The following is a 15,061-nucleotide window of genomic DNA, read 5'->3' as shown; positions in this document are numbered from 1 at the left end:
ATTTTATTCACAAAAAAAATTGATTAACATAATTTATATTAGAAAGTATTTACAACATAATATTTTTAGTTAAGGAGGTTGTTTAAATGGCTGAAGGCAAAAGCTTATTTGCACAAATAATGGATGGCCAAGGTACAGAATTGTTATTCTTCTTCCTATTATTAGTAATTATTTTATGTAATTATTACAGATACTAAAATCTAGTATTGCATGTAAGCTGTAAAAATACTAATTCATATAAATTCTCTATTACAAAAAGAGCCTTTATATAGGCTCTTTTATTTATTTACCTTGAGTTAGCAGGTTCAATATTAATCTTATTTCCCTTTATTTTATTATTTTTCATAATCATTAGCACTTCTTTTGCATATTCCTTTGGTACTTCTACAAAAGTGTATCTATCGAAAACATCGATTATTCCTATCAGTTTACCAGAAAGCCCTGTTTCACCAGCAATTGCACCTACAATATCCTTAGCCTTTACTTTATGCTTTCTGCCAACATTAATAAATAATCTTACCATTCCTGGCTCTGCACCTGTATTCTCAAATTCATTATTAAGTTCAAGTTCTTCTTTACTTTGTTCTCCCATAGCCATTTTTAGTAAAGCTGCTGCTATATCTATAGAAGTATAGTCTTCTTCTAGTAATCTTTCAATATATTTAATATATCTAGTCATATGTCCTTCTTCCATAATAGCTTTTACTTTTTCTAAGAATAAATTAGTTCTAATTTCTTCTACATCATTAATACTAGGAATATCATGGCGCATAATCTTAGTTTTTGTATATTTCTGTATTTCTTTTAGTTTGTAAATTTCTTTACCTACTACAAAGTTAAAAGCTCGGCCTGATTTACCCGCACGTCCAGTTCTTCCTATTCTGTGTACATAATATTCTTCATCTCTTGGTAAATCATAATTAAATACAGCTTCAACATCATCAACATCAATACCTCTAGCTGCTACATCAGTTGCTACCAAAATCTCTATTGTACCATTTCTAAATTTTGACATTACTCTATCTCGTTGAGATTGTTTCATATCTCCATGAAGGCCATCTGCAAAATAACCTCTTCCCTGTAACTGCGAAACAAGTTCATCCACTCGCTTCTTCGTATTACAAAAAACCAAAGAAAGTTTAGGATTATACATATCAATTAAACGAGATAAAACTTCTAATTTCGTTTTTTCTTTTACCTCAAAATATATTTGTTCAATATTTGGAACTGTAAGTTGTTTGTGCACTACCTTAACTAATTGTGGTTTCTTTTGATATTTTCTTGTTAGCTCAAGAATAGGTTTAGGCATAGTAGCCGAAAACATTACTGTTTGTCTTTCTTTAGGCACTTCTTTTAGTATTGTTTCTATATCATCTCTAAATCCCATATCTAACATTTCATCTGCTTCATCTAATATTACCATCTTAAGATTATCCATTTTCAAAGTACGACGACGCATATGGTCCATAATACGACCAGGAGTACCAACTACAATATGTATGCCCTTTTTTAGAGCCTTTATTTGTCGCTCTATAGGCTGACCACCATAAATAGGTAATATTTTAATATTGCTTTTATACTTTGAAAGTCTTCTTAATTCTTCTGAAACTTGAATAGCTAGCTCTCTTGTTGGGCATAAAATTAAAGCTTGTAATTTCTTATTTTCTGGCTGCATTTTCTCTAAAACAGGAATTCCAAAAGCTGCTGTTTTACCTGTACCAGTTTGAGCCTGCCCAATTACATCCTTTCCTTCCATTAATAAAGGTATAGCTTTGGCTTGAATTGGAGAAGGCTCTTCAAAGCCCATATCTTCAATTGCCTTTACTATTTCATTTGATAGCATTAAATCTTTAAATCCTATTTTTATCATATTTTACCTCACTCCGTATTTACTTAACTTAACTAGTATACACTTAGTATGTGCAAAAAGCAATCTTTTTTTCATTTTAATCAAAAAATCCTCTGATTTTTAATCAGAGGATTTTTTGATTAAAATAGTTAATTTAATTCTACTGATCTTGTTTTAATACTAAGTTATATCCACCTGTACTTAAATCAAAGAAATAACTTCCACTACCTGAATATGAATACACTTCAATTCTATATATGCCTGTACTTGAAGGTACAAAATTAATATTCTCTTGTCTTTTTGTTCCAGTTGAAGAAGCTACAGTGTTTCCGTTAGAATCATATAAGTAAACATCAAAATCAGGTGTTCCACCCCAGAGCCAATATGTCCAATTAGGTATTATCAAAGTTATAGCTATAGGGTAGTTTGTATTATCTACTGTAAACTCCCAAATATCAGATGCTCCAGATCCTGATAAACTTTCTGTCCCATACATGTAATCTGGTAAAGGTATGTTATTACCGCTATAACTACCTGCTTGTTTTATAGCTTCATATCCATCAAGTCTACCATTTCCATATTCTATATCTTTGCCATATGGGCCCCAATCATGAGCTGTAGAAGTTAAGATATTTTTAATTTGAGTAGGTGTCAAATTAGGATTTGCATCTAGCATCAAAGCTACTATTCCTGCTGTAAAAGGTGTTGCCATACTTGTTCCACTATATGTTACATAACCATTTGTTGTATTTGCTTTTGGAGCAGTTATATTATATCCAGGTGATGCAATATCTGGCTTTATCCTCTCATCAGCAGTAGGTCCTCTACTTGAAAAATCAGCTAGACTAAATCCATTTTCTCCAACGTCTGCCATTGCTGCTACTGTTATAGCTTTCTCAGCTGCACCCGGTGAACCTATTGTATATTTATTAGGTCCATCATTTCCTGCTGCTACTACAACAACAATCCCATTATTAACCGCATTATTTACAGCTAATGAAGTTGAATCTGTACCATCAGAACTTCCACTTGTTCCCAAACTTAAATTAATTACATCTATACCATAAACATCTTTATTTGTGATACACCAATCTATAGCTGCTGTTACATCACTCATTGAGCCATTACCTTGACTGTCTAAAACCTTGAGCCCTACTAAAGCTGTACCTTTTGCAACACCTGTATAGTTAGGATTTCCATCTCCTTCACCAGCAATAATTCCAGCTACATGAGTACCGTGACCATTGTCATCATAAGGTAAAGGCTGATTATTTACAAAATCTTTCCATCCTATTATCTTTCCACCATCTAAATCAACATGATTTCCGTCTATACCAGTATCAATCACTGCAACAACGACATCATTCTTAGTATAGTTGTTTATATTTCCATCTCTATCTCCATTCACATAAAAATCATTTCTCGCTTTCTCTGCACCGAACCAATAATTTGCTGTATCCATAGAAGCTTTAACAGGTTCATCATATTCAATATGAGCAACTATATCTAACTTAGACAATTTGTTAATTTGGCTTTTTTTCAATTTCATAGCTATTGCAGGTATATTTTTATATTCATGTTTTGTTATATAATTACCTATTAGTTTCTTTATATCATTTTTTTTCATAAAATTTAATTTTTCTTTGAATACAACTATAACTGGAATTTCTTCGTTATCTGCAGTTTTATTCATTTTTTCAGATAAATTTTCAAATAATTTATCTTTGTTAGAGTCATAAATTCTAACAATATCCTTTTGCTGTAATTTTACTTTTGGTTTCTCAACATTGTTTTTTTCATTAAATGCAAAACCATAACTAGTAACTGAAATTAGCATAAGAATAAATAATAATATTGAAACTATCTTTTTATTTCTGATCATACCTTTCATTCAAACTCCTTCCTTTTTAATATATAATATACTCTTTAAGTCATTCATTAATGTACATTGGAATCAACCCCCTTCATATAAAGTAAGTGCATTTATTAGGAGGTTTTAAACATAGATAGTATATCGTTTAAAAATCGATTTCATATTAAACTTATTTACCTTCACATTAATACTATATTTTTCTAAAATTCAATTTTATGAGTCTATTTGATATTTATTGCCAAAATAGTATTTTAGTCCTATATCATTTATTCTTTCTTGTCTAAATATGATTTTTAATCAATATAATCTGTTATGATAGTTCTGAACTTTATAACATTAACTTTCTAAGCATTTTACCCAGTTTCACCCTAAAACAAATCAATAAATTAACAAATAAAATGTAGAAATCTTTTGATAAACCCTATTAAACTTACTGGATCTTTTAAAAACCAGCATTTAATAATGATAAAAAAATAAATAAAATAGGAACTTACGGAAGAAAAAATCCTCTTTGCAAATATGGAAGCAAAGAGGATCATCTTGTAAATAATGCTATTAAAAGTTTTTAACTATCTTAAAATATCAGTCTTTTAAAGATATATCTATTTTTTAAATTCAATATAATTTTTCTGTCTCATCATAAACTCCTTTACTTCATCTACTGTTGGCATCGATAATAAAGCTCCTTTTCTAGATGCTACAATTGCACCTGCTGCATTTGCAAAACGAAGAATTGATTTTAACTCTTCTATATTATCTGTTAATCTTTCTAATGTTTCAATTTGCTCATTTCTATATAATAATTGATAAATGAATGCACCAATAAATGAATCTCCTGCGCCAGTTGTATCTACTACGTCAATTTTAAATGCTGGTTCATATACTTTATTATATCTTGTAAAAACTTCTGCTCCTTGTTTCCCTTTTGTATATAAAATCACCTTAACTTTACCAATAAATAATGATTCTATTGCTTCTTTTTCATCTTCAATACCTGTAATAAATTTCAACTCATCATCACTTACTTTTAATATATCAGCAATAGGAATAAATTCTCTAATTGTCTTTCTACATTCTTCTGCATTATTCCATAAAGGTAAACGCACATTTGGGTCAAAGCTAATTATAGTGCCATTTTTTTCTGCATATTCAATAGCCCTAAGATGTGCCTTTTTTACAGGAGCGTCTATTAAATCTACTGAACAAAAATGTAACACATCTCCCCTCTCAAATAAAGCCTCATCTATTTCATCTGGGCTTAACAACATATCCGCACTTGGATTACGGTAGAATGAAAAATCACGTTCTCCTTCGCTTGTAAGTGATACAAAAGCTAATGCTGTATTTGCCTTTGTAGTGCGTATTATATTTTTTGTATCAACTCCAGCTTTATTTAGTACTTCTATTAAATAATCCCCAAAAGCATCTTCTCCAAGTTTGGAAATAATAAGACTTTCCTTTCCAAGTTTGGCAACACATGCTGCAACATTAGCTGGTGCACCACCTGCTACACGTTCAAAAGCTAATACATCTTTTAACTTAACTCCCTTTTGCATAGGTATAAAATCTATCAATACTTCTCCAATAGAAATTAACTTAGACACCTAATCACCTCTTACAACTTAATATCCCACTTTGTAATTAGAAATTGAGCTGTTCCATCTGCAAAAATTTCATAATAATTTGATTCATCTGATGGATAAATTAATGCTGTCATTGTTTGTTCTCCATCATTAATAAATACTTCTATACTTGAACGATCAACAAAAATACGGAATTTAATTTTGTTTTCTATAACATTAGGAGTAGTTTTTCTTACTCTACCTGGACCAATACCTGAGTTATTCCTATCTAAAGTAACTTTATTTTCTCTTTTATTAAAATATAATATAGTTTCTTCTTTGTCACCTTTACACAATTTAAACCCGGCTCTATCTGCATGGGTAATATCAATCAATGCTTCTATTTCTAGTGCAAAGCCATCAAAAGGTAATCTTTTCGAAATATTAGTTATTGTTTCAACTGCTCTATATTCGTTATTTCGATATTTTTTTATTTCTTCAACAGGACTAAATGTAATCTTATTACCTTTTAACTGTATTACACGTGGTAATGTCATAGCACCATTCCATCCATGTTTTAATTCATGGGTAGGCCATTTTCGGTCCCATACATTCATCCAAGCTATCATAATCCTTCGACCTTTATCATCAATTAATGTTTGTGGGGCATAAAAGTCAAAACCGTGATCAATTTCATAATAGTCTTCATGTACAAAAATACCTTTTTCATAATTTAATGAACCTATCATATATATAGAAGAATATATATTATTAAAACGATCTCCTTTTGATTCCAAATACTGTGGAGATATTATTAAAACATCTTTTCCATCTATTTCAAAGAAATCAGGACATTCCCACATCTTTCCTATTTTGTTTGAACTTTTAGCAATTATATTTACAAACTCCCAATTAATTAAATCCTTTGATTTATACATCAAAATTTGTCCTGATCCATCAACGTTACGTGAACCAACTACTACATAAAATAAATCTCCCTTTTTCCATACCTTTGGGTCACGAAAATCTTGTGATTTTGCTTCTTGCGGTAATGTATCTGTTCCAATTACTGGGTTCTCTTTAATTTTCGTAAAGTTTATACCATCCTCAGAAACAGCTATATTCTGTATTTGTCTTATATCTTCCGGCTTTTTTGTCTTATCTATATGTCCTGTATATATTAAATACAATTTCTCATCATGCTCTATTGCACTACCAGAAAAACAGCCATCTGCATCATAAGGCATATCAGGCGCTATAGCCACCGGTAAGTCCTCCCATTTTATCAAATCCTTACTTTTTACATGCCCCCAATGCATAGGTCCCCATTCGCTTGAATAGGGATGGTACTGATAAAACAAATGGTACTCTCCTTTATAATATGAAAATCCATTTGGATCATTAATCCATCCAACAGGAGCCATAACATGATATGTCATACGATATTTTTTATTTATCTTGTCCTTATTTTCTTTAACATAGTTTCTAGCCTTTTCTAATTTATTCATATTATCATCACCTTCTGCCTTGTTTTTTTAAGTCTTAGGGACAATATTTAAAGAGTCTTATTTAATTTTTTTATCCTCTAAAGTTTTGCCGAAGAAATATCTACGTCTATATACACTTTTATCATCAGTTACATCAATATAATATCCTTCAATATCAGTCTTATAATCTGCTTTTCTCACTTCATTTTTTTCAATAATATATATTTTATCTGAGTGAGTTGCATCAATATCATATTTCCCAGTGGCATATATATCGTAGTATAATGAACTATTGTCATTTATTATTTTAGTTATATCTATGTTTTCAATGATATGAAAAAATTTTTTCGCATCTATTAATTGATCATACTGCAAACAAAGATTACCTTCTGAAGTATATATTTCATATTTATTACCTTTTTTAATTAAACTTATATGATAGATTTTATATTTGTCATTTATATTATCAAAATCAATTAATTCATACTGTAAAAGAGTTATATAATAATCATTATTCAGAGTCAAAAATAAATTTTGTAGTTTAGCATTATCACTTAGTTTTAATCTTTTCTTTATATAATTATAATCTTCAACAAATTTTATATCATTAAACTTAATTTGTCCAATATTCGTTTCTAAATTTTTTACTGTGCAACTAGTTAAGATAAATATTAGAAATAACACTAACAGTAACTTAATTCTTTTATGTTGCACTTTTTTACCTCCTTTAATAGAAAAATTAACATTATTGTAGTAATAAAGAAAAAGAATCATTTTGTTTATTAGAAATTAATGGTTGTTCATTTTATTATTGAAATATTTACTTGCATTTTCTACCAATTTTTTTCAAACAATTCCTTAGTTTCAGTTCTATTAATTGTTTTATAATTGTTTCTAATGAAAAGTTTATGTAATTCATCAAATATTTCGCTTTGTTTTTTCAAATAGTCAACATCCACATTTGTCATTTTCTTTTGGTTTAAATTAAATTCATATATACTTTCAGCAACTAATCTCCAGTTGGGTCCAGGACGTAACTCTTTAATAAAACTATAAGTATTATCATTACTCATCAAAAAATCTATATATGATATTACAATCAAACATAATTTAGAAGGTACTTTATCAGGCTTAAGAAAAGAACTTGTTAAATCAAGACTTTTCGTAAACATATTATAAGTAATTGAACGTAATTCTTTTATTTGCATGTAATAATATATATTTAAGACTAATGAACTAATCATAATAAAAATAAGAAAAAAACTATTTTTTTCATTATAAATCCTCCTTAAATCAGAAATATTATGGGCTTCTCTAAATAAAAAGTATAAAGGGAAAAATCCCCTTATACTTTTTCATTTGCATCTTCATTACTTGAAGATATCACATTATAGTTTGAAAAAAATACTATCAACGTTATAAAACCCAGAAACACAATAATACTAGAAATTTTAAAAGCAAATTCAATAGAAACGTCTGTTGCCTTACCAACAATTATGTTTATAAAAGCTGCTATAACATTATTTATCATAGCATATATTGACAAAATAGTTGCTCTATCATTTGTAACTATTGATTGATTTTCTATATTTACAGCTATAGGGTGAATTAAAGCAAAACTACCAGTAACAGTTGCAATAAGTAAAACACTTAAAATAGGACTATTAATATATGACAACATAAAGCTACATATACCAATAATTAAAAATAACGTTTTTAAACTTTTTTCTCTCCCAAGTTTTTGAGTAAGTTTATATGCTTTTACTGAAACCATACTTATCGTCTGCATAATAGCCATTAGTATTCCAAAATATTTTAAATTAATGCCACTTTTTAAATATTGAGGCTGATTCAAAAATACGGTTATCATATGCTGTACTTCTTGAACAAATGCTATAGCTATAACAAATACTAACATCCACTTTTTGTTTAATACATTCTTAAAACTTTTTTTCAGCGTTAATTTTTCCTGCGAATAGTCGTTTACATCCTCAATAAATAAAGTCAAAAATGCTGCTAATCCATATGGTAATATTGTCAATAATGCTGCATAATCTATAGATTTTGCAATAACTATTGTTGAAAGAAAAGAGGCAATAAAAAATCCAGAAGTACCAGCAGCATTATATCTTCCGATTATTTTTTCTCCATCTTCTTTATTAATAGAAGAATATATCAATGCTATATCACATCCTGAAATACCTGAAATTGATATTGCCATTAATAAAGTTTCTACTAAAAATAGCAGAAAAGAATCAGCAAAATAAAATACTATTTTCGATATAAAAAACATAAAATTTGAAAATATCAAAGTACGTTTATATCCATATCTATCTGCAAACCAGCCCCATGGTATTTCAAAGACGATCATGAGTATTAAGGATATAGAGCTAAGTATAAATATTTCATAAAGAGAAAGCCCCCTTGCTCGTCTATATATGGTAGCAATAGGTCCATAAAATACAAATCCTTGTAAGAATATAATTAAATACATTAAATAAATATTCTTTTTTTCACGCATATAATATCCCCCTTAAAGTCTACAAGTTCAAAATATGATTTTTATATTACTATGAATTTTAGTACTTTTAGAATATTAATCAACTCATTTAAAAGAGCCTCCTATCTTAAAGTAAAATAATATGTAAGTTTCGAAGTTATAAATTTCTTTATCAAACTACAAATTTTATAATTAACACTTCTTTACTAATTTTAATTTTCCTTTGTCTAAAAATCTCTATTATTGTCGTACTTTGTTTCAGGTTTTGGATTTTTATTTTTTCTCTATATATTCCTTGATTATAAATATACTTTAAACCGTTGGAAATACTATGTTACATCTATTCAGATTTAAAAAAACAAAAAATCGTCAATCCCCAAGTTTTTTGTATTATTGGAAGTTGACGACTTTTTGTCTCATATGTTTTCATTAATTTTTAAAAATGTTGTCCATTTTCATAGTATTTGTGCTTCGGCAAATCAGTAAATATCACACATACATCTTCATAACCAAATTTCTTTACTCTATCAGTTATTGCACTTGCTGCTCTATCCTGTATTTCCTGTCCTCTATCAAACCATAATACTTCAATAAAAGGATATCCTTTTGAAACTTCTCCATCAAAAATAAATGTACTATGTATATATTCCAATGTAAAATAATCCCTAGGGCATTCTATAATACTTTGTAAATCATCTATCATCTCCTTGCTCACCTTTTTTAACTGCTCTAATTCTATTCCTCTCACTCTTATATGTGGCATAAGCTCTCTTCCCTTCTATATATATTTGCACATATAAATTATACAATTATTTAGATCTTTTAAAAACCTTTTATTTTTATACATCATTTCACAAAAAATAAAGTAATAGTTCCCATAATAAGTTTTATCTATTACCTTTATATGCCATCAGCCCTCCTGCCATTAAACCTATTCCTATTGCAAAAGTAAGTATTTGTGGGAATTTTAAGACATTAATCATAGAGCTGACTGTAATACCTACGCCAATGATAGTAATTATTTTATAATACTCAATTTTATTCATATATTTTAACCCCCTTCATAATTTTCTAACAAGTTAACAGTAAATACAATAAATTCTACCCTCTCATAATCAATTACTGTATAACACTAATCTGTCAAATCATATTTTACCAATTCTATATTTTTTGACCATTTCCTTTTGATTTTCTTTAAATTTTATCTTAATATTGCATGTTATTGTCTTATACCAGAAGTCATCTATATATAATACCTATCCCTGTCAATTTACTAAACAAAAGTATCTTCATTCACATTCCCTTCATTGATTGAATAAAATAATATATGCAATTATGCTAATTTTCTCCTCAAGGAGGCATATAAATGAATAGAAGAAAAGTTGTAGAAATTAGAAATATCAATATGATATATCATACCCTTGATGGTGAAACAGAAGCTATAAAAGATTTATCTTTAGATATATATCATGGAGAAATAGTAGTTTTAGTTGGTCCAAGTGGGTGTGGAAAATCAACTCTTTTATCTATAATAGCTGGTCTTTTAAAACCTTCTAAGGGCAAAGTAGTTATTAATGGTAAAAAAGTTGAAAAGACAAACAAAAAAATAGGCTATATGTTTCAAAGAGACCATTTGTTTGAATGGAGAACCATTTTAGGTAATGCTTTAATTGGATTAGAAATACAGAAAAAAGTAAACAAAGAAACAAAAAAATATGTAGAAAAGCTCCTTGATACATATGGACTAGGAGATTTTAAACACTATTACCCAAGTCAGCTTTCAGGAGGTATGAGACAAAGAGCTGCTTTAATTAGAACATTGGCTGTAAAACCTGATATTCTCCTTTTAGATGAACCTTTCTCTGCTCTTGATTATCAAACCAGACTTGCTATAGCAGATGAAATAGGAACTATACTCAAAAAAGAAGAAAAAACTGCAATAATGGTTACACATGACATAGCAGAAGCTATATCTACATAAAGGCAGAAAAATATAACTGATAAAAGTGATTAAACTATAAAAAAAAATAGAAAACCGGTTATATAAATAAAATAGTAAAACCTATAATTTTTTATATTTAGTAGTTAAAAACTAATATCTATTTTACTTTATAATTATAACCTCACTATTAATTGTGAGGTTATGAAAATGTTTTTTATGTTTCATTTTTTTATTACTTAAATTAAAAGCTTTTTCTATATACAAGGTAAATAATATAGCTTCATTTAAAACCAAGGATAATTTTCTTTTCTTCTTACTTCCACTTCTTTTACATAATTCTTTACATTTTGAATATGAATTTTTCTTTGCTTATAACTTGAAATATTATTCTCCTTTATAGTTTTGTAAATATCTAGTACTTCTGTATCTGATAGTATCTTTTTAGAATATTTCTTTATTATATCAACAACCTTATAACAATAACAAATATGACTATTTAAATTATTCGACCTTGATACGCTAAGATCTGCACTAGTAGTAAATACTACTATGGAAACATAAAGTACATTAGCATATTCCTTCAATAATTCCTTTAATGCATTTATATGCCCTATATTCTGCTTCACAGGATTATAAAACTTATTCCTATACTTGCCTATTTTTTGTATCCATTCTCTGTCTTCATCGGTACCTATTATAGTTCCCTTATAATTTTTAGTTTCTATAACAAATATTCCATACGGAGAGATAACAACATGGTCAATTTGTGATGTCCTACCATTTTTTCTTTTTAATAAAACATTATTAATAACTTTGTATTCTTCTTCATTTAGCTCACTTAAATCGGTTTTTACTATATCTTCACCAATTTCCCCTTCCGACTTAAAATTAGTTATAATTGTAAACAATATTTGCATTAAAAAAATAACTGCTATTGGTATAACTATGTATATCACTTTTATCACCTTCTCAGTTATCATTTAGTATAAAATAAATTTATATTTAGGTTAATATCCCCATTTCTTATTTAAAACATTCATCCCCTTAAAAAAATGTTTATGTTAATCTAAAAGTAGACTAAAGTATTAATTAAAAAATCCCCCACAATAAAATATACTACCCCTATACAAAAGTATAGGGGACTAGTGGAGGATAATAGCTTATAGCAAAAACTAAATCTTACTAAACATTTTAAGTAGAAAAATCACAACAAATCAATAGAATATTAAAGATTTCTAAAAAAAACTGTAATAATATATGAAAATCTAACTAAATAAACCAGTAAAAAGTATAGTATTTTAATTACATATTATAACAAATACTTCCTTTTATCTATATTATAATCCAACATAAAAGTAATATACTGGTTATATTTTATTGAAAAATTTAACATTTATACTTCTTATTATAAATTTATAACTAGCAATATGTTATTAAATAATAATATTAAATATTATATATATGCTTACTTATAATTAAATACTTAAAGCACTAATTCTATTATTTACATTTATTTATTAAATATCTCTGTTAAAGTTTCGTAAACTTCATAATCGACTTTATGATATGCTCTATGATTTGGATTTATACCTTGAAATTCTAGAAAATCAAAATATGATATTGGCACTGAATAAAGTTTAATTGTTTCTGTATCTATCAATATTTCTTTATAGATTTGATTGTCCTTTTTTACTTCCTTAATTCCTCTTTTAATCTTAAATTCCCCTATTATTTCATTTTCATATTTTATCCATACAATAGTACCTTTTGGTAGATTCCCAATAGACTTATTATTACCTAGAAGATATCTTTCTTCTTTCTTCTTCATTTTGTCCATGAAAAAATCATATATACTTTGTTTTGTTGGAAAAAATTGTTCTTTACGACTATGTGGAAAAATTTTCACTAGAATATTATTTTGACTTTTTCTTCTTCTAGTTTGTATAACTGGCTTTTTCTTAATACTTTCAAACTCTTTTATTAATTCATGTACTTCTTTTAATGAAGTCCTAAAAAATTCGCGACTAGGATTAATTCTTTTATCTTTCAATCTGTAATGTAAAAAATTTTCTAGTTCATTATAATAATCTGTTTTCTTTTTAAAAATAACCTCAAATGGCACGGGTACCCCTGTATCATATAATTCAGAAGCCCTTTTATCTGGATGTTCATTTGTTTTTCCAATTTTCAAAATATCATCCTTATACGCAGGATTTCTCATTACATATATATATCCCATAATCCCCCTCCTAAATTAAAACAATATATCAAAACATTCGAGTATAAAATTTTTTTATTATTAACTAAAAAAATATCTACTTCTGTATCTTTGCCACACTATTAGACAACATTTAATAATATTCAGGTTCATATAACTTAATATACTCGCGTGCAGCGTATTGGTCTGTCATACTAGCAATATGATCACAAATCAATCTCAAAAATTCCGAATCATCTTGTAATTCAAAAATCATATCCTGAATTTTTAATCTATTAACTTCCATTCCTTTTTTTGAAAAATATCTATTTAAAATATAATCTGGTAACTGCTGTGGATGTATATAATACGCTTTAAAAAGTTTACAAATTATATATTCACCTTTAGCATCCGCTTGACTTACTTTTTGTGAAGTTATAACTAGTTTAGAAATCATATTTGATAATTCTGAATGCATTTCATCAATTTCATCTGAAAAAACTATTAATTTTTCTTTAAACACATCATTTTTATCTTTAAAAGTTGGATATTCCTTATCAATATACGCTTTTTGAATTCTATTATATGATGCTTTACAAACATCATTAATCAAATAACCTACCATAGATTTAATTAAAACGTTTCTCACATCAACTGTTTCTTTTAATTGATTCAATTTAATGTTTTCATCTTTACATATTTTCTCTACAAGTTTAGCATTACTTATATCTTCTATTTTTATGATTTTAGCTCTTATTCCATCTTCCAAGTCATGAGTACATTGGGCTATTTCATCAGCTATAGCTACAACTTGACCCTCAAGAGTAAATGATGGTAACTCAATATTAATATTACTTAAGTCTAGAGTAGTATATTTAACTTCCTGCTTAATTGGTACTATTCTCCTCTTTTCATAGTTTTTTTCAGGTATTTTAATTTTTCTACTAGTGTGTTTTAATATACCTTCCCTAACAGCTAAAGTTAAGTTCATGCCTTTTTGCTTTTCTGTTCTTTTTTCTAAATTGTCTATAATTTGTAAACTTTGATAATTATGTTTAAAACCACCACAATTCTGTATGCTAATCTCTTTATCATTTTTAAACATTTGACCTGAAATAATTAAGTGTAGTGTCCTTTCTCCTATATGTCCAAAAGGTGTATGTCCTAAATCATGCCCTAAAGCAATCGCTTCAATCAACTCATCATTTAACCGCAACACTTTCCCAATTGACCTTGCAATTTGACTTACTTCTAAAGTGTGTGTTAATCTATTGCGATAATGGTCACCCATATTTGCATTAAAAATCTGTGTCTTGTGCATTAATCTACGAAAAGCTCTAGAATGTATAATTCTATCCCTATCTCTCTGAAAGGGTAATCTTATTTCACACTTGCTAACTTCATTCATTTCACATTCTTTAGTCAACCTTTGTATAAGAAATTCTGAATCACTTTTAGCTGCATATTCAGCAAGGCATAATTTTTCCCTTTCAAGTATCTGTTCCTTTTTTATCAATTTTGAGCTCCTCCTTGTTATATAATTTCAATAATACCATCTAACAGTATTGCACTTTCAACATCATTGGACATTAAGGTGTAGTCCAGTCTATTGTACTTAGCATACAACGATTATAAGCTTATGCTTCACACT

The 15,061-nt window shown here is 27.9% G+C and carries 13 protein-coding genes; 1 reads left to right on the top strand and 12 read right to left on the bottom strand.

Annotation, left to right across the window (positions count from 1 at the left end; all coding sequences use genetic code 11):
- Positions 1 to 286 precede the first annotated feature (286 nt).
- The 9 genes from TR13x_RS03955 to TR13x_RS11125 form a co-directional block, all read right to left on the bottom strand.
- Positions 287 to 1,870 carry a DEAD/DEAH box helicase gene (locus TR13x_RS03955; RefSeq protein WP_054870602.1) on the bottom strand — a complete coding sequence of 528 codons (1,584 nt, stop codon included), beginning with the start codon at positions 1,868 to 1,870 and terminating at the stop codon, positions 287 to 289.
- 139 nt (positions 1,871 to 2,009) lie between these two features.
- Positions 2,010 to 3,740 carry a S8 family serine peptidase gene (locus tag TR13x_RS03950; protein WP_152912110.1) on the bottom strand — a complete coding sequence of 577 codons (1,731 nt, stop codon included), beginning with the start codon at positions 3,738 to 3,740 and terminating at the stop codon, positions 2,010 to 2,012.
- 584 nt (positions 3,741 to 4,324) lie between these two features.
- Entirely contained in the window at positions 4,325 to 5,326 is a 1,002-nt protein-coding gene (locus tag TR13x_RS03945; RefSeq protein WP_054870601.1) for a carbohydrate kinase, read from the bottom strand.
- Between the two features lie 11 nt (positions 5,327 to 5,337).
- Positions 5,338 to 6,792 carry a sucrose-6-phosphate hydrolase gene (locus TR13x_RS03940; RefSeq protein WP_054870600.1) on the bottom strand — a complete coding sequence of 485 codons (1,455 nt, stop codon included), beginning with the start codon at positions 6,790 to 6,792 and terminating at the stop codon, positions 5,338 to 5,340.
- A 57-nt stretch (positions 6,793 to 6,849) separates the two neighbouring features.
- Positions 6,850 to 7,485, bottom strand: a complete 636-nt coding sequence (locus TR13x_RS03935) for a hypothetical protein (protein WP_054870599.1) — start codon at positions 7,483 to 7,485, stop codon at positions 6,850 to 6,852.
- Positions 7,486 to 7,604: 119 nt separating this feature from the next.
- Entirely contained in the window at positions 7,605 to 7,979 is a 375-nt protein-coding gene (locus tag TR13x_RS03930; protein WP_054870598.1) for a hypothetical protein, read from the bottom strand.
- Between the two features lie 137 nt (positions 7,980 to 8,116).
- Positions 8,117 to 9,292, bottom strand: a complete 1,176-nt coding sequence (locus TR13x_RS03925; protein WP_054870597.1) for an MFS transporter — start codon at positions 9,290 to 9,292, stop codon at positions 8,117 to 8,119.
- Positions 9,293 to 9,707: 415 nt separating this feature from the next.
- Positions 9,708 to 10,034, bottom strand: coding sequence for a DUF1904 domain-containing protein (locus tag TR13x_RS03920; RefSeq protein WP_054870596.1), 327 nt, complete (start codon positions 10,032 to 10,034; stop codon positions 9,708 to 9,710).
- A gap of 124 nt (positions 10,035 to 10,158) precedes the next feature.
- Positions 10,159 to 10,317 (bottom strand): hypothetical protein, encoded by a 159-nt coding sequence (locus TR13x_RS11125; RefSeq protein ID WP_161802925.1) that lies wholly within the window; start codon positions 10,315 to 10,317, stop codon positions 10,159 to 10,161.
- Between the two features lie 320 nt (positions 10,318 to 10,637).
- Here TR13x_RS11125 and TR13x_RS03915 point away from each other — a divergent pair, with 320 nt between their 5' ends.
- The gene (locus TR13x_RS03915) at positions 10,638 to 11,252 is read left to right on the top strand and encodes an ABC transporter ATP-binding protein (protein ID WP_054870595.1); all 615 of its coding nucleotides are present in this window, start codon (positions 10,638 to 10,640) and stop codon (positions 11,250 to 11,252) included.
- A gap of 245 nt (positions 11,253 to 11,497) precedes the next feature.
- On the opposite strand, the gene TR13x_RS03910 is transcribed toward TR13x_RS03915, so the two are convergent.
- The 3 genes from TR13x_RS03910 to TR13x_RS03900 all read right to left on the bottom strand — a co-directional run bounded on the left by TR13x_RS03910 (position 11,498) and on the right by TR13x_RS03900 (position 14,818).
- Entirely contained in the window at positions 11,498 to 12,169 is a 672-nt protein-coding gene (locus TR13x_RS03910; RefSeq protein ID WP_054870594.1) for a nuclease-related domain-containing protein, read from the bottom strand.
- 554 nt (positions 12,170 to 12,723) lie between these two features.
- Positions 12,724 to 13,452: a GIY-YIG nuclease family protein gene (locus TR13x_RS03905; RefSeq protein WP_054870593.1), complete on the bottom strand. Its 729-nt coding sequence runs from the start codon at positions 13,450 to 13,452 to the stop codon at positions 12,724 to 12,726.
- A 112-nt stretch (positions 13,453 to 13,564) separates the two neighbouring features.
- Entirely contained in the window at positions 13,565 to 14,818 is a 1,254-nt protein-coding gene (locus TR13x_RS03900; RefSeq protein WP_407060169.1) for a deoxyguanosinetriphosphate triphosphohydrolase family protein, read from the bottom strand.
- Positions 14,819 to 15,061: the final 243 nt, after the last annotated feature.

The sequence above is a fragment of the Caloranaerobacter sp. TR13 genome, assembly GCF_001316435.1.
Classification (GTDB): Bacteria; Bacillota; Clostridia; order Tissierellales; family Thermohalobacteraceae; genus Caloranaerobacter.
Note: the sequence above shows the minus strand (reverse complement) of the source record. Positions and strands in the feature narration are given on the sequence as shown.

Coding starts and splice junctions, on each gene's coding strand:
- TR13x_RS03955 (WP_054870602.1), bottom strand. CDS start 1,870: ATGATAAAAATAGGATTTAAAGATTTAATGCTATCAAATGAAATAGTA.
- TR13x_RS03950 (WP_152912110.1), bottom strand. CDS start 3,740: ATGAAAGGTATGATCAGAAATAAAAAGATAGTTTCAATATTATTATTT.
- TR13x_RS03940 (WP_054870600.1), bottom strand. CDS start 6,792: ATGAATAAATTAGAAAAGGCTAGAAACTATGTTAAAGAAAATAAGGAC.
- TR13x_RS03930 (WP_054870598.1), bottom strand. CDS start 7,979: ATGCAAATAAAAGAATTACGTTCAATTACTTATAATATGTTTACGAAA.
- TR13x_RS03925 (WP_054870597.1), bottom strand. CDS start 9,292: ATGCGTGAAAAAAAGAATATTTATTTAATGTATTTAATTATATTCTTA.
- TR13x_RS03920 (WP_054870596.1), bottom strand. CDS start 10,034: ATGCCACATATAAGAGTGAGAGGAATAGAATTAGAGCAGTTAAAAAAG.
- TR13x_RS11125 (WP_161802925.1), bottom strand. CDS start 10,317: ATGAATAAAATTGAGTATTATAAAATAATTACTATCATTGGCGTAGGT.
- TR13x_RS03915 (WP_054870595.1), top strand. CDS start 10,638: ATGAATAGAAGAAAAGTTGTAGAAATTAGAAATATCAATATGATATAT.
- TR13x_RS03905 (WP_054870593.1), bottom strand. CDS start 13,452: ATGGGATATATATATGTAATGAGAAATCCTGCGTATAAGGATGATATT.
- TR13x_RS03900 (WP_407060169.1), bottom strand. CDS start 14,818: ATGAATGAAGTTAGCAAGTGTGAAATAAGATTACCCTTTCAGAGAGAT.